This is a genomic window from Pseudomonas sp. 05N432, assembly GCF_056396945.1.
Genome location: NZ_JBFTMM010000006.1, coordinates 153,861 through 169,587, shown reverse-complemented (window position 1 = coordinate 169,587; position 15,727 = coordinate 153,861). Strand labels below are relative to the sequence as shown.

Here is a 15,727-nt window from a genome sequence, read left to right as displayed (position 1 = left end):
GCGCTTCTTTGATTTCTCTGGGCTGGAGCAAATTCAAACAAACGTTTGTATTGGACGCTAAGAGTGGTGTAGATATAATGCGCCGCCTAGAGAGAAAGGTGGCTCATCGATTGTCCTCTCCCAGCGTTGTGCAGGGATTCATGGATGCGACACCAAACCTCCAATTAGAAAAAAAACTGTTGAGCCTTGAGTAGGAGATAACCTGTGGAACGCGAATACATGGAATTCGACGTGGTCATCGTCGGTGCCGGCCCCGCTGGTCTTTCCGCCGCCTGCCGATTGAAGCAGAAGGCCGCCGAAGCCGGTAAGGAAATTAGCGTCTGCGTGGTCGAAAAAGGCTCCGAAGTCGGCGCTCACATTCTGTCTGGCGCGGTGTTCGAACCTCGGGCGCTGAACGAACTGTTCCCGGACTGGAAAGAACTCGGCGCACCGCTGAACACTCCGGTCACTCGCGATGACATCTTCGTTCTGAAGAACGCCGATGGCGCGATCAAGATTCCAGACCTCTTTGTGCCCAAGACCATGCACAACGAAGGCAACTACATCATCTCCCTGGGCAACCTGTGCCGCTGGCTGGCCCAGCAGGCCGAGAACCTGGGCGTAGAGATCTACCCAGGCTTCGCCGCTCAGGAAGCGCTGTTCGACGAAAACGGCGTGGTTCGCGGGATCATCACCGGCGACCTCGGCGTTGACCGTGAAGGTAATCCAAAAGAAGGCCTGTACACCCCAGGCATGGAACTGCGTGGCAAGTACACGCTGTTCGCCGAAGGCTGCCGTGGCCACATCGGCAAGCAATTGATCAAGCGCTTCAACCTGGACACTGATGCCGACGCCCAGCACTACGGCATCGGCCTGAAAGAAATCTGGGAAATCGATCCGGCCAAGCATCAGCCAGGTCTGGTGGTGCACACCGCCGGTTGGCCGCTGGACATCATGGGCACCGAAAACACCGGTGGCTCGTTCCTCTATCACCTGGAAAACAACCAGGTTGTAGTCGGCCTGATCGTTGACCTGTCCTATAGCAACACTTACCTGTCGCCGTTCGACGAGTTCCAGCGCCTCAAGCATCACCCGGTGCTCAAGCAGTACCTGGAAGGCGGCAAGCGCATCAGCTACGGCGCCCGCGCTATCTGCAAAGGTGGCCTGAACTCGCTGCCGAAGATGGTTTTCAAGGGCGGCGCGCTGATCGGTTGCGACCTCGGCACCCTGAACTTCGCCAAGATCAAAGGCAGCCACACCGCGATGAAGTCCGGCATGCTCGCCGCTGACGCCGTGGCGGATGCCTTGTTTGCAGGTTCCGAAGGCGCTGATGAACTGAACAGCTACGTTGAATCGTTCAAAGCCAGCTGGCTCTACGAAGAACTGTTCGCCAGCCGCAACTTCGGCCCGGCGATCCACAAGTACGGCGCTATCGTCGGCGGTGGTTTCAACTGGCTCGACCAGAACATCTTCGGCGGCAAACTGCCGTTCACCTTGCACGACACCAAGCCGGACTATGCCTGCCTCAAGCTGGCGGCCGACAGCAAGAAGATCGACTACCCGAAACCGGACGGCAAACTCAGCTTCGACAAACTCAGCTCGGTGTTCATCTCCGGTACCAACCACGAAGAAGAACAGCCTTGCCACCTGAAGCTGGCCGACGCGAGCATCCCGATCAGCAAGAACCTGCCACTGTACGATGAGCCTGCTCAACGCTACTGCCCGGCTGGCGTATATGAAGTGATCACCAAGGAAGACGGCGAGAAGCGCTTCCAGATCAATGCCCAGAACTGTGTGCACTGCAAGACCTGTGACATCAAGGACCCTGCGCAGAACATCACCTGGGTAACGCCGGAAGGTTCTGGCGGCCCGACTTACCCGAACATGTAAGTCGTAGACTTGAACATCAAGGCTCCCGAACGGGGGCCTTTTTGTTGCCTGGAGAAAACGACACCCCCCTCCGTAGCAGCTGGCGAAGCCTGCTGCTACGGAGACCTCGCGGCGCCTGAAATCTAAGCCACCCGCTCATCTCCCGGATTACGCTCGAAGTAGCGCTTGTACTCGCGACTGAATTGCGACGTGCTCTGATAACCCACCCGATGCGCAACCTGCGCCACTCCCAGCCCTTCCGACAGCAACAACTGCTGCGCCTTGAGCAATCGCAAGCGCTTCAAATACTGCACCGGCGACAACAAGGTGCTGCGCTTGAAATGCTCGTGAAAGGTCGACGTACTCATGTTCGCGCAACTGGCCAGCGTCTCGACGTTCAGCGGCTCGGTGAAGTGCGCATGCAAATGACTCAAGGAAGCCGCAACCCGGGCAAATTGCCCCTGCTGCTCGACCAACGCCCGCAGAACATCAGCCTGCGGACCGCGTAACGCCACGAACAACAATTCACGCAACCGAGCCTGCCCCATGACCTGACACTCCAGCGGATCGTGCAGGCAGTGCAACAAGCGCTCGACACAGCCACGCATGCCGTCATCGAGTACCGCCGAGGTCATGGATTCGGGTGTTTGCGCAGGCGTATTGCGCCCATGCACCAACCCCATGGCCAACACCAGTTCGCCCAAAAGCGCGCGGTCGATGGCAATCGAAACCCCGAGCAATGGCGCATCAGCCATGGCAAACGTTTCGCATTCGAACGGCACCGGCAGCGCCTGAATCAGGTAATGCCCGGCACCGTATTCCAGCGTACGCGCTCCCAGGTAAGCGACTTTGCTGCCCTGGGCAATGATCATCAGGCTCGGCTCATAGATCTGCGGACCACGCGCCACATCGCAACTGGCTCTGAGTACGTGCACGCCGGGCAAGCGTGTCGGCACGAAACCATCACGGGTCGCCAACGGCTGAATCAGCCCAACCAGCGCGGCATTGGCATCGAGATGACGGGTCAACAGCATGGCAAAAACTTCACGAAAAAAGGGATGAAAGCATCATCGCAGGTCTGAGCGCCAATGCGACCGTTCCACCAAGGATGCCGGAGGAATAGGCATAAGACGCGGAGGAATCGTCATGGCCGGTGAAGCGGACGGCGCGGAAAATCCCCCACCTCCCCGTCACTGCTTTTACGAGGTTCACCATGTACACCGCCATCGGTTACGCCGCCCAGTCGGCCACCACTCCCCTCGCCCCGATGACCTTCGAACGTCGCAGCCCGCGTGCCGACGACGTAGCGATCGAGATTCTCTACTGCGGCGTCTGCCACTCCGACATCCACCAGGCCCGTAACGAATGGGGCATCGCCGTTTACCCACTGATGCCCGGCCACGAAATTGTCGGCAAAGTCACCGCCATCGGCGCCAATGTCACCGCCCACAAGATCGGTGATCTGGTTGGCGTCGGCTGCATGGTCGACTCGTGCCGCCACTGCGAAGCCTGTCACGCCGACCTCGAACAATATTGCCTCGAAGGTCCGACCATGACCTACGCGACGCCGGACCGGGTCGACGGCAGTAACACCATGGGCGGTTACTCCGACAGCATCGTGGTCAGCGAGCACTTCGTCGTACGTATCCCCGAGACACTCGACCCGGCCAGCGCTGCACCGATTCTCTGCGCAGGCATCACCACCTACTCGCCGCTCAAACACTACGGCGTGAAAGCCGGTGACAAAATCGGGATTCTCGGCATGGGCGGCCTCGGTCACATGGGCATCAAGTTTGCCAAAGCCATGGGCGCTGAAGTAACGCTGTTCACCCGCTCGGCGAGCAAGGCCGAAGAAGGTCGCCGCCAGGGCGCGGACCACGTGATCGTCTCCACCGATGCCGAGCAGATGAAGGCTGCTGCAGGACAGTTCGACTTTTTGCTCGACACCATTCCGGTGCAGCACGATCTCAACCCCTACCTCGATACGCTGCGCTTCGACGGCGTGCACATCCTGGTCGGTCTGATCGAGCCGATCGACCCGCCCATCCACGCCGCCAAACTGGTGCTGGGTCGTCGGGTGCTGGCCGGTTCGTTGATCGGCGGTATCGCAGAAACCCAGGAAGTGCTGGATTTCTGCGCCGAGCACAACATCACCTGCGACATCGAAATGCTCGACATCCGCCAGATCAACGAGGCTTACAGCCGCATGATCGCCGGTGACGTGAAGTACCGCTTCGTCATCGACATGGCGACCTTGAAAGCCTGAACAGACTCCAGTGGCTTAGCCTCTGGTCCCTAGCTCCGCCGATAGCCGAGCCGTGACTCCTTTGACCAGGGGAATCAGCTCGGCTATCGGCGGAGCTAGGGGACTTTCGTTCATTGCCTTCGATACAGCCGTTTTTTTGAGGCTGCCCCCAAACACCTAGACCCAACCACCATCGACGATGAAGTTTTGCGCCGTACACATGGAAGACGCCTCGGAGGCCAGGAAAAGTGCCATGTTTGCTATATGGAAAGGTTCCACGCTACCCGGCAGGCATTGGCTGCGGCTAATCAACTCCCTGGCAGCATCGTCAACCCAGAGCGCGAGCTGCTTTTCTGTCATCACCCATCCTGGAACCAGGGTGTTGACCCTGATGCGCCATGGCCCCAACTCCCGTGCCAACGCCCTGGTCATGCCGTGGGTTGCCGCTTTACTGGCCGCGTAGACCGGGTATCCACTGGAGGCCATCATCCAGCCAATGGAACCCAGATTGATGATCGCGCCTTCCCCGGCGGCCTTCATCATGGGGACCACCGCCCGGGCGGCAAAAAAAGCATGCTTCAAATTGACGGAAATCAGCTTGTCGAACGTCTCCGAGTCAACTTCATCCAAGGTGTGCCTGACATCATTGGCGGCATTGTTCACCAGGACAGTCACAGGCCCCAGGGTCTGCGCAAAGCGTCCAATCGCCTCCTTATAGACGCTCTCGTCAGTGATATCACAGTGAGCGAACTCGACCCTATGGCCCTCAGCCAATAATTGGGCCGCCAACCGCTCACCTTGGCTTTTGGCCATGTCCACGAACGCAACCTTTGCTCCCTGCCGGGCAAAAGCGCAAACCATGGCCTCACCGATCCCCGAAGCACCGCCGGAAATCAATACGGTTTTATCTTTGAGGTCGGTGTACACGGCCGGCACGCCGGCGCCTGTTTCATTAGTCATATGACGGTTACTCCACAGTAGGCACTTCGATTCAAGCAGCGGGACTCCAGGTGCGCTCGGGCACTCATGAAGTATTTTCCCAGCCTTCAAATTAGTCTTACTTTATATTGCAAAACCAGCGTTTCAGACTATAAATTTACTGCTATTTCGACAAGATATCGCTTATTAGTAGAACTATTAAACTAAAAACAACAAAAGGACGTTCAACCATGCCGCAATCCCGACACCTGCTTTCCGGCCTCGGCCTTTCCCTGATGATGGCCAGCCTCGGCGTCCAGGCCGGTGGCCTGTCCAGCGAACACAAGGCTTTTGGCAAGACCCGTGATGGAACCGCCATCGAGCAATATGTGTTGCGCAACAGCCATGGCATGCAAGCCACGGTCATTACCTACGGCGGCGTCTTGCAATCGTTGAAAGTGCCGGACAAGAACGGCAAGTTCGAAGACGTGGTACTGGGCTTTGACGATGTCCAGGGTTATCAGAGCGGCAAGGCATTCTTCGGCGCGACCATCGGACGCTACGGCAATCGCCTGGCCCAGGGCGCCTTCGAACTGGACGGCAAGCGTTACCAGATGCCGCTCAACGATGGCCCCAACTCGCTGCACGGTGGTGCGCTGGGTTTCGACAAGCGCGTCTGGAAAGCACAACCGGTCAACAGCAAGGACTCGGTCGGCGTGACCTTGAGCTACCTGTCGCCAGACGGTGAGATGGGCTTTCCCGGCAATCTGAAGGTCGAGGTCACCTACAGCCTCAACGACCATAACGAGCTGCGCATCGAGTACAAGGCCTCCACCGACAAACCCACAGTGCTGAACCTCACCAACCACAGTTACTTCAATCTCGCCGGGGCCGGTAACGGTGACGTGCTCAAACAGCTCGCCACCTTGCACGCCAGCCATTACACACCGGTCAACGGCACCTTGATTCCAACCGGTGAACTGGCCCCGGTAGCCGGCACACCGATGGACTTTCGGCAACCGACCGCCATCGGCCAGCGCATCAAGGACGATCATCCGCAACTCAAATTCGCCGAGCCGAAACAAGGCGGTTTTGACTTCAACTGGGTCCTGGATGCCAAGGGTGATGTCAGCCAACTCGCCGCCGATGTGCGCGACCCGCAATCCGGCCGCCGCTTGCAGCTCTACACCAGCGAACCCGGGGTGCAGTTCTACACCAGCAACTTCCTCGACGGCTCGGTCAAGGGCAAGGCTGGCAAGGCCTACGGACACTGGAGCGCATTCACTCTGGAGACCCAGCACTACCCCGACTCGCCGAACCAGCCGGGCTTCCCTAGCACACGGCTGGATCCAGGCCAGACGTATGCCCAGAACACCGTCCTGAAGTTCTCGGCCGACTGAACCTGACCTGGAACCTCGCCTTGCAGGAGCTATCGAGCCTCGCTGAGGCTCGATAGCTCCTACGTTGAACAACCACGATCAGCGTTGCTTCATGCGGTCGATCACCACGGCCAACAGCAGGATGGAACCCCGAATCACGTACTGGTAAAACGTGTCGATGTTTTTCAGGTTCATCGCATTCTCGATGATCGCCAGAATCAGCACCCCGGCAATCACGTGCCGGATCATGCCGATCCCGCCGCTCAACGACACCCCACCCAGCACACAGGCGGAAATCACCGTCAATTCAAAACCCTGGCCGATCATCGGCTGGCCGGAGGTCATGCGCGAAGCCAGGATCACCCCGGCCAAGGCACCGATAACCCCGTGCACGGCGAAGATGATGATCTTGGTCCGGTCGACGTTGACCCCGGCCAGCAGCGCCGCTTCCTGGTTGCCGCCAATGGCCATGGTGTTGCGCCCGTAGGTGGTGTAATTGAGCAGCCAACCAAAAAACAGGAAACAGCCGATGGTGATCAGGATTGGCACCGGCACGCCGAACAACTGGCCATTGCCATAGATGAAGAACTGATCCTGGGACACGCCGACGGCCTTGCCGTTGGCAAAGATATAGGCCAGGCCACGCACGATTTGCATGGTCGCTAACGTGGTGATCAGCGCGTTGATCCGCAGCTTGGCAATCACGATCCCGTTGATCAGCCCGACAAGCAGCCCCAGCAGCAGTGCCGCGCCGATACCGAGCAACACGCTGTCGGTGTCGCGCATCACCACCGCGGCAACGACCCCGGCACAGGCAATCACCGAGCCCACCGACAAGTCGAAATGCCCGGACGCCAGGCAATACAACATGGTGCACGCGGCGATGCCCGTGGTGGAAATCGCCAGCCCCAGACCGCGCATGTTCAGGGGCGAGAGGAAGTTGTCGATGAGCAGGGTGCAGAGCACAAAGATCCCCAGCGCCGCCAACAGCATCGCCCAATTATCGAGCAGGGCGCGCACATCCAGGGGTTTGTGCGTCGTCGGCAACGCGTTGTTTTGGGTTGTCATAGTCACCTCTCAGTTCACCTGGCCGTCAGCGCGTTGGCGCGGCAAGGCCAGTTGCAGCAAGTTGGATTCATTGGCCTGTTCGCGGCTTTTCTCGCCGCGCATCACGCCTTCGCAAAGCACCAGGACGCGGTCGGAGACGCCCATCACCTCCATCAGGTCGCTGGACACGACGATCACCGCAATCCCGCTGGCGGCCAGGTTATGGATAATCTGGTAAATCTCGGCTTTCGCGCCGATATCGATACCGCGCGTCGGCTCGTCGAGCAGCAGCACCTTCATCGGCATCGACAGCCAGCGCCCCAGAATGGCCTTCTGCTGATTGCCCCCCGACAGGTACATGATTTTCTGCGCCGCATGGGGCGTTTTCACTTTCAACGCCTTGATCTGCTTCTCGGCGTTGCTCTTCTCCCAACCGTCGTGCAACAGCCAGCCAAACCGGGAATGAGCGCCGCGTGCGCTGATGTTGATGTTCTCGGCAACGCTCGCAAGCGGCACGATGCCCTCCTTCTTGCGGTCCTCGGGACACAGCAGGACCCCGGCGGCAATGGCATCGCGCGGCGAGCGCAGTTTCAGTTCCTCACCGCACAGCCGCAGGCTTCCGGCCGTACTGCGCTCAAGCCCGCCAAGCAAGCGCAGCAGCTCGGTGCGCCCGGCACCGACCAGCCCGAACAGGCCCAGAATCTCGCCTTTATACGCCTCGAAACTCACCGCAGAGCGCAAGCCAGGCCCCAACAGACCATCGACCTTGAGCGCCACCTCGCCCCGTTGACGAGGGCGGTAGTCGTAGATGTCCTGAATGTCGCGACCGACCATGCAGGTGACCAACTGATCGTGGGTCAGCTCGCTCATGTCCTCGAACGTGCGCACGTAACGACCGTCCTTGAACACGGTCACTGCATCGCAGATACGGTACACTTCCTCCATGCGATGGGAAACGTACAGCACCACTTTGCCCTCATCCCGCAGGCGTCCGATGATTGCCATCAAGCGCTCGATTTCCCGGGCCGACAGGCTGCTGGTGGGTTCGTCGAAGGCAATCACATGGGCGCCACGGGACAACGCCTTGGCGATCTCCACCAACTGCCGTTGCCCCAGGGACAGACGGCCGAGCTTTTCCAGCGGATCGATTTCATCGGCCAGGCCCTTGAGACAGGCCAGTGCCTGCTCGCGCAACGCACGGCGGTTGATCACACCGAAACGGGTCGGCAAATGCCCGAGAAACAGATTTTCCGCCACGGTCATTTCCGGCACCAGGTGCAACTCCTGGTGGATGACAGCCACTCCGCAGGCAATGCTGTCGGCGGCGCACTTGAAGACCATCGTCTGCTCGCCGATCTGCAGGCTTCCGCTGCTGGGGCTGTAGGCGCCGCCGAGGACTTTGAGCAAGGTCGACTTGCCTGCGCCGTTTTCGCCCATCAGGGCATGCACCCGCCCCGGGTGGGCAGTAAAGCTGATAGCGTCCAGCGCCTTGACCCCGGGAAAGGTTTTGCCAATGCCGTTGAAGCACAGACTGCCGCTGGCACTGTGCTGTTGTTTGTTCAATTGCGCATGCATAACCACCTCATCACACCGATCACTCAGCCTTGTCGCCAAGGCCGCCGAGGAAAGCAACCGACCTCAGTTCCACAGACCGATCTTTTCCAGTTCCTGCTTGAAGTTGTCGCGTGTGATCAGTGTCACCTTGTCCATCGCGGTGTATTTCGCGGGTTCCTTGCCGGTGGTGACCCACTCGAACATCATGCTCGCGGTGTTGTAACCCTCAAGGTGCGGACTGGGCAGCATCGAGCCGAAGAAGCCACTGTTGGGCTTCTTCAATTCGCCGATGGCATCGGTGCCATTGATACCGATACCAATGACATTGGCGGCGGCAAAACCGGCGCTTTCGGTGGCGCGCACGGCGCCCAGTACGCTGTTGTCGTTCATGCCGCCGACGATCAGGTTTTTCGCCGCACCCGGCAGCTTCACCAGTGCCGAGTTGGTGGCGTCCATGCTGCCCGGCACGTCGAGGGTCTTGAGCGGCGCAAACAGGATGTGGTCTTTCGGCAGGCCGGCGTCTTCAAGGGATTTGACTGACCCATCGATACGTTTCTTGCCGGTGTCGAGTTCGTTGTAGGTAGTGATCACCGCGTAGGTGTCTTTCCAGTCCCAACCGCGCTTCTTCGCTTCGCCAGCCATGGCGGCACCTTGCTGCTGACCCACTTCGAAGGCGGCCATGCCGAGGTAGGGCACGTCCTCCATGAACTTGCCGCTGGCATCGACGAAGCGGTCATCCACCGCAATTACTTTCAAATCATTGGCCTTGGCCCTGGCCACGATCGCAGGGCCCAGGGACACATCCGGCGCGCAAATCACGAAGCCCTTGGCGCCGTTGGCGGCGAGGCTGTCGATGGCCGAGAGGGTTTTCTCGCCATCCGGCACGGCGATCTTGATCACGGTAAAGCCCTTGTCCTTACCGGCCTTTTCAGCGAAAGCCCATTCGGTCTGGAACCAGGGCTCCTCCGCTTGCTTGACCAGAAACCCGATCTTCGCGGGCTCGGCGGCGGCCAGCAACAGGCTGCTCATGCTGACGGCCGATGCCGCCAGGGCGATACTGCACAGGGAACGGATTACACGATGACGACGATTCATAAGGTGACTCCTTGTTGTTTTTGTGAGTACGAGCTGTGAACCAGTGCAGCCTGATGCTTGAAATTTATCCTGCAAATCGGTGACAGATTTTCCCGGCGATATCGACCTCAATGGCCAGCACCGCCCCGTCCAACGGATGATTGAGCGGGCTTGCGGCGCTGGTGATGTACAAGGTTCGCAGATCCTTGCCACCGAACACGCAACTGGTCGGTCGGCTGACGGGGAGCTCGACCACGCGGTCGACCTCGCCGTCGGGCGCCAACCTGAGCAGGCAACCGCCGTCCCAGCGGGCGTTCCAGAGATAGCCTTGGGCGTCCATGGCCGAACCGTCCGGGACGCCGCGCGGGTGCGGCCCGAACCACTTCCGGGGTGGTTCGAGTTGGCCGTCGATACCGATCGAATACCGATACAGCGTGCCGTCCAGGCTGTCGCCAAAATACACCTGCGTGGCGTCCTCGCTCCAAAGCAAGGTATTGGGAATACCCAGGCCACGCAGTAGTGGCGTAACTCGCGCATCGGCGTCGATACGGAACAAGCCACCGGAACGCCGCAGGACCGGCAGGTCTTCGCCCTGCTCCCCGATGTTGTTCTGCATGGTGCCCAGCCAGAGCCTGCCCCCGGCATCGCAACGGGCCTCGTTGGGACGATTGCCCGGTTGCGAATCGGCGACGCAGAGCAAGGTCAGGCGCGGCGCCGCTTGCGTGGAGCTCAGGTCAAGGCGATACACGCCGCTGCTCAGGGTCACCAACGCATCGCCGCTTTCGCAGGGAATGAACGCCGACACAGGCTCCGGCAATTGCCAGACCTGCAGATTTTCGCCACTCAGGCGTAATGCCTGTTGGCCGGCAATATCGACCCAATACAGGGCCTGCCCCGGCGCGTCCCAGAACGGACCCTCGCCCAGTTGCGCACGGTGTTCGGTCACTGCGGTCCACACCATGAAGCCTCCTGGATAGTTACTGTTTTTCGGGCGCTGACGAGCTTGCTCGCGTTACAGCCGGTCACGCGATGGCTGTCCATCCACCAGACGTTGAATGCGCAACGGGTTGGCATTTTTCAATGCGTCCGGGAGCAAACTGTCGGGGTAGTTTTGAAAGCACACCGGGCGCAGGAAACGGTCGATGGCCAGGGTCCCCACCGACGTGCCGCGGGCATCCGAGGTCGCCGGAAAAGGCCCGCCATGCACCATCGAGTCACAGACCTCGACACCGGTCGGATAACCATTGAGCAAGATGCGACCGACCTTCTGCTCCAGTAACGGCGTCAGCTCGCTGAACTGCGCGAAGTCCGCGGTTTCACCAATGATCGTCGCCGTCAGTTGGCCGTGCAGCCCATGCAATGCGGCGCTGAGTTGCGCCTGATCGGCCACTTCAACAAACACGGTGGTTGGACCGAACACTTCTTCCTGCAGCACTTCATCGCCATTGACCAGCAAACTCGCATTAGCCTTGAACAACTGTGGCTGCGCCTGATTACCCGCTTGTGGATGGCCGGCCAGGTGCTCGATGCCAGGGTGCGCAAGGAGCCTTTGCAAGCCTTTGCCATAACTGCTCAAGGTGCCGGTGTTGAGCATGGTCTGGGCGGGCTGGTCGCCGATCAGTTGCGCGACCTGCCGAGTGAACGCAGTGAACTGCGGCGAACCGATGCCGATCACCAGGCCCGGGTTGGTACAGAACTGACCGCAGCCTTGCACCACCGAGGCGGTCAGGTCACGGGCGATGGTATCTGCCCGCGCTTGCAGCGCCTGGGGCAACACGATCACCGGGTTGATGCTCGACATCTCGGCGAACACCGGGATCGGTTGCGGGCGTGCCGCAGCCATGTCGCACAGCGCTCGACCGCCCTTGAGCGAGCCGGTGAAACCGACCGCCTGGATTGCCGGATGCTTGACCAACGCCTCACCGACCCCGGCGCCATAGATCATGTTGAATACGCCAGCGGGCATTCCGTTTGCCTCGGCCGCCCGGATGATCGCATCGGCGACCCGTTCGGCGGTCGCCATATGCCCGCTGTGCGCCTTGAAAACCACGGGACAACCGGCTGCCAGCGCCGCCGCCGTGTCGCCGCCGGCAGTGGAAAACGCCAGCGGAAAATTGCTCGCGCCAAACACCGCCACCGGCCCCAGGCCAATGCGGTACTGACGCAGATCCGGGCGCGGCAACGGTTGGCGATCAGGCAGCGCCCGATCGATGCGCGCCCCGTAGAAATCGCCACGACGCARCACGTCGGCGAACAGGCGCATCTGGCCACTGGTACGCTTGCGCTCGCCCTGGATGCGGGCAACGGGCAGCGCGGTTTCACGGCAAACCAGGGCGATGAACTCATCGTCCAGCGCATCCAGTTCATCGGCCACTGACGCCATGAAATACGCGCGACGCTGCGCACTCAAGGCTCGATAGGCCGGATAGGCCGTCGCGGCAGCATTGGCGGCGGCATCGACCTCCTGCGCCGTCGCCTGGTGGAAAGCATGGGGCAATGCTTCGCCAGTCTGCGCGTCGAAGCTCTGCAGGGTCACGGTGCCAGTCGCACTGCGCCGGCCGCCGATGTAGTTGTGACCAAGAATCCGAGTCATGCCTGTCTCCTTAAAGTGTGCCTACTTGACCGGGGGCCAGCTCCGCGTCGCCGCTGGAGATACCGTTGATCAAGGGCGCGCCGAACTCCGCCTGGCTGATTTCGAACACATCGCCCGGCTGCGTACGGATACCGTCTGCGAAAGACAGGGTCGCGGTGCCGAAGAAGTGAATGTGTACATCCCCCGGCCGCAGGAACTGACGGTATTTGAAGTGGTGGTATTCAAGGTTTTCCAGGCTGTGGCACATATTGGCTTCGCCACTGAGGAACTCGTTCTGCCATACGACCTTGCCATTACGCAAAATGCGACTGCTGCCAGCCAGGTGCCGGGGCAGCTCACCGACCCGCAGTTCAGGACCATAGCTGCAGTTGCGTAATTTGGAGTGGGCCAGGTACAGGTAATTCCTGCGCTCCATGACGTGATCGGAGAACTCGTTGCCCACGGCAAACCCCAGGCGATAAGGCTTGCCGTCGTGGCCGATGACATACAGGCCGCCGATTTCCGGCTCTTCGCCGGCGTCTTCAGCGAATGGCGGCAGCGCGAATGCCTGACCCGGACGCACGACGGTGCTGCCGTCGCCCTTGTAGAACCATTCCGGTTGCACACCGACCTGACCGGCAGCGGGTTTACCGCCTTCCACACCCCACTTGAAGATCCGCATGGTGTCGGTCATCGCGCTGTCGTCACCGGCCTGCTGATGCATTTTGTCCCGTGCCGCCGCGCTGCCCAGATGGGTCAGGCCGGTGCCGCTGACCAGCATATGCGCCGGGTCCGGGTGATCCAGTGGCACCAGGATCCTGAGTTCGGCCAGCAATTGCGCATAGTCGTGACTCCCTCCCAGGCCGAGGCGCTGGACCTGCTGCCGCAGATCGACGCCCGTCTCGATGGCGGCCAGCGCCAGCTCGCGCACCGTGCGCGCGGATTGCACTTCACGGACCAGACCGTCCTCGACCACCCCGACCCGGCGCTCGCCGTTACTCAATTCGAACTGAACTAAACGCATGAACCTTCTCCTGATCGCGGGCTCAGGAAAAGCTTTGGTTTCAGCGTGATGCGACGAATCGGTCGCAGCTCCTGACCCATGGGATCGATCTCCAATTGTTATTTTTATGGAAGCTCGGGGACGCCTCTCGCGGAAAACCGCCAGGGTCATACCTCAGTTGCAAACGACTATATAGTATTACTATTTACTCAACAAGACTTCCAAATCTGAGATTTTGCGCTTAAGTTAAGGCCAGAAAAGAACAATATAGTCTTACTATAAGAGATCTAGCCATGTCTGATAAAAAACCCGACCTGCGCTCCGCCCAGTGGTTTGGTACCGCCGACAAGAACGGCTTCATGTACCGCAGCTGGATGAAGAACCAGGGCATTGCCGACCATCAGTTCCATGGCAAGCCCATCATCGGGATCTGCAACACCTGGTCGGAGCTGACCCCGTGCAACGCGCACTTCCGTCAGATTGCCGAGCATGTCAAACGCGGGGTGATCGAGGCCGGCGGCTTTCCCGTGGAGTTCCCGGTGTTCTCCAACGGTGAGTCGAACCTGCGCCCCACCGCCATGCTCACCCGCAACCTGGCGAGCATGGACGTCGAGGAAGCCATTCGCGGCAACCCGATCGACGGTGTGGTGCTGCTGACCGGCTGCGACAAGACCACGCCGGCGCTGCTGATGGGTGCCGCCAGTTGCGACGTCCCCGCCATCGTCGTCACCGGCGGACCGATGCTCAACGGCAAACACAAAGGCCAGGACATCGGCTCGGGTACCGTGGTGTGGCAACTCAGCGAACAGGTCAAGGCCGGCACCATCAGCCTCGACGACTTCCTGGCGGCCGAGGGCGGCATGTCTCGCTCGGCGGGGACCTGCAACACCATGGGCACCGCCTCCACGATGGCCTGCATGGCCGAGGCACTGGGCACCTCCCTGCCCCACAACGCGGCGATTCCGGCGGTGGATGCGCGCCGTTATGTCCTGGCGCACATGTCCGGGATGCGCGCGGTGGAGATGGTTCGCGAAGACCTGAAACTGTCGAAGATTCTCACCAGGGAAGCCTTCGAAAATGCCATTCGCGTCAACGCTGCCATCGGCGGCTCGACCAACGCGGTGATTCACTTGAAAGCCATCGCCGGACGCATCGGCGTCGAGCTTGAACTGGATGACTGGACCCGCATCGGTCGCGGCATGCCAACCATTGTCGACCTGCAACCGTCCGGGCGTTTCCTGATGGAAGAGTTCTACTATGCCGGGGGCCTGCCGGCCGTCCTGCGCCGCCTCGGCGAAGCCAACCTGATTCCTCATCCCGACGCCTTGACCGTCAATGGCAAGTCGATCGGCGACAACACCAGAGAGGCACCGATCTACGGCCAGGACGAAGTGATCCGCACCCTCTCCAACCCGATCCGCGCGGACGGCGGCATCTGCGTGCTGCGTGGCAACCTGGCCCCTCTCGGTGCTGTGCTCAAGCCTTCCGCCGCCAGCCCCGAACTGATGCAGCATCGCGGCCGTGCGGTGGTGTTCGAGAACTTCGACATGTACAAGGCGCGGATCAACGACCCGGAGCTGGACGTCGATGCCGACTCGATCCTGGTGATGAAAAACTGCGGTCCCAAGGGTTATCCCGGCATGGCGGAAGTAGGCAACATGGGCTTGCCGGCCAAATTGCTGGCCCAGGGCGTCACCGACATGGTGCGGATTTCCGACGCGCGCATGAGCGGCACGGCGTACGGTACGGTGGTCTTGCACGTCGCCCCGGAAGCAGCTGCCGGCGGACCTTTGGCCGCCGTGAAAGAAGGCGACTGGATCGAACTCGATTGTGCCAATGGGCGTCTGCACCTGGACATCCCGGACGCCGAGCTGGCGGCGCGCATGGCCGACCTGCAAGCGCCACAGAAACTGATCGTGGGCGGCTATCGCCAGCTGTACATCGACCACGTGCTACAGGCGGACCAGGGCTGCGACTTCGACTTTCTGGTGGGTTGCCGCGGCGCCGAGGTGCCGCGTCATTCACACTGATAGTGAATCGGTTCAGGCGTACAGGAGCGCCTGATAGAGGCGGCAGCGATGTTATGA

General features: G+C 60.5%; 13 protein-coding genes. 4 read left to right on the top strand and 9 right to left on the bottom strand.

The window, feature by feature from the left end; translation table 11 throughout:
* Positions 1 to 204: 204 nt before the first annotated feature.
* On the top strand, positions 205 to 1,869 hold the full coding sequence (locus AC1DHT_RS08800; protein ID WP_103317628.1) for an electron transfer flavoprotein-ubiquinone oxidoreductase: 1,665 nt from the start codon (positions 205 to 207) through the stop codon (positions 1,867 to 1,869).
* Positions 1,870 to 1,991: 122 nt separating this feature from the next.
* Here the strand turns inward: AC1DHT_RS08800 and AC1DHT_RS08795 are convergent, their stop codons facing one another.
* A complete protein-coding gene (locus tag AC1DHT_RS08795; RefSeq protein WP_427540430.1) occupies positions 1,992 to 2,882 on the bottom strand; it encodes an AraC family transcriptional regulator in 891 nt (296 codons plus the stop codon).
* Between the two features lie 10 nt (positions 2,883 to 2,892).
* Positions 2,893 to 3,063, bottom strand: a complete 171-nt coding sequence (locus AC1DHT_RS08790; protein WP_427540433.1) for a hypothetical protein — start codon at positions 3,061 to 3,063, stop codon at positions 2,893 to 2,895.
* Between AC1DHT_RS08790 and AC1DHT_RS08785 the strand changes: the two genes are divergently transcribed.
* The gene (locus AC1DHT_RS08785) at positions 3,062 to 4,114 is read left to right on the top strand and encodes an NAD(P)-dependent alcohol dehydrogenase (protein ID WP_427540436.1); all 1,053 of its coding nucleotides are present in this window, start codon (positions 3,062 to 3,064) and stop codon (positions 4,112 to 4,114) included. The two genes, AC1DHT_RS08790 and AC1DHT_RS08785, sit on opposite strands and share 2 nt — an antisense overlap.
* Before the next feature lie 156 nt (positions 4,115 to 4,270).
* Here AC1DHT_RS08785 and AC1DHT_RS08780 read toward each other — a convergent pair whose 3' ends face one another.
* Positions 4,271 to 5,053 carry an SDR family NAD(P)-dependent oxidoreductase gene (locus AC1DHT_RS08780; protein WP_427540439.1) on the bottom strand — a complete coding sequence of 261 codons (783 nt, stop codon included), beginning with the start codon at positions 5,051 to 5,053 and terminating at the stop codon, positions 4,271 to 4,273.
* Between the two features lie 209 nt (positions 5,054 to 5,262).
* Here AC1DHT_RS08780 and AC1DHT_RS08775 point away from each other — a divergent pair, with 209 nt between their 5' ends.
* Positions 5,263 to 6,411: an aldose epimerase family protein gene (locus tag AC1DHT_RS08775; RefSeq protein WP_427540442.1), complete on the top strand. Its 1,149-nt coding sequence runs from the start codon at positions 5,263 to 5,265 to the stop codon at positions 6,409 to 6,411.
* 78 nt (positions 6,412 to 6,489) lie between these two features.
* Here AC1DHT_RS08775 and araH read toward each other — a convergent pair whose 3' ends face one another.
* The 6 genes from araH to araD1 all read right to left on the bottom strand — a co-directional run bounded on the left by araH (position 6,490) and on the right by araD1 (position 13,661).
* Positions 6,490 to 7,458 carry an L-arabinose ABC transporter permease AraH gene (gene araH / locus AC1DHT_RS08770; RefSeq protein ID WP_123583067.1) on the bottom strand — a complete coding sequence of 323 codons (969 nt, stop codon included), beginning with the start codon at positions 7,456 to 7,458 and terminating at the stop codon, positions 6,490 to 6,492.
* A gap of 9 nt (positions 7,459 to 7,467) precedes the next feature.
* Entirely contained in the window at positions 7,468 to 9,012 is a 1,545-nt protein-coding gene (araG, locus tag AC1DHT_RS08765) for an L-arabinose ABC transporter ATP-binding protein AraG (protein WP_427540448.1), read from the bottom strand.
* 63 nt (positions 9,013 to 9,075) lie between these two features.
* Positions 9,076 to 10,086 (bottom strand): substrate-binding domain-containing protein, encoded by a 1,011-nt coding sequence (locus AC1DHT_RS08760; RefSeq protein ID WP_427540451.1) that lies wholly within the window; start codon positions 10,084 to 10,086, stop codon positions 9,076 to 9,078.
* Positions 10,087 to 10,150: 64 nt separating this feature from the next.
* Complete coding sequence (locus AC1DHT_RS08755) at positions 10,151 to 11,026, bottom strand: SMP-30/gluconolactonase/LRE family protein (protein WP_427540454.1); 876 nt, start codon at positions 11,024 to 11,026, stop codon at positions 10,151 to 10,153.
* A gap of 51 nt (positions 11,027 to 11,077) precedes the next feature.
* Complete coding sequence (locus AC1DHT_RS08750) at positions 11,078 to 12,658, bottom strand: aldehyde dehydrogenase (NADP(+)) (protein ID WP_427540457.1); 1,581 nt, start codon at positions 12,656 to 12,658, stop codon at positions 11,078 to 11,080.
* 10 nt (positions 12,659 to 12,668) lie between these two features.
* On the bottom strand, positions 12,669 to 13,661 hold the full coding sequence (araD1, locus tag AC1DHT_RS08745; protein WP_427540460.1) for an AraD1 family protein: 993 nt from the start codon (positions 13,659 to 13,661) through the stop codon (positions 12,669 to 12,671).
* A gap of 272 nt (positions 13,662 to 13,933) precedes the next feature.
* Here araD1 and AC1DHT_RS08740 point away from each other — a divergent pair, with 272 nt between their 5' ends.
* The gene (locus AC1DHT_RS08740; RefSeq protein ID WP_427540463.1) at positions 13,934 to 15,670 is read left to right on the top strand and encodes an IlvD/Edd family dehydratase; all 1,737 of its coding nucleotides are present in this window, start codon (positions 13,934 to 13,936) and stop codon (positions 15,668 to 15,670) included.
* The last annotated feature ends 57 nt before the right edge of the window (positions 15,671 to 15,727 follow it).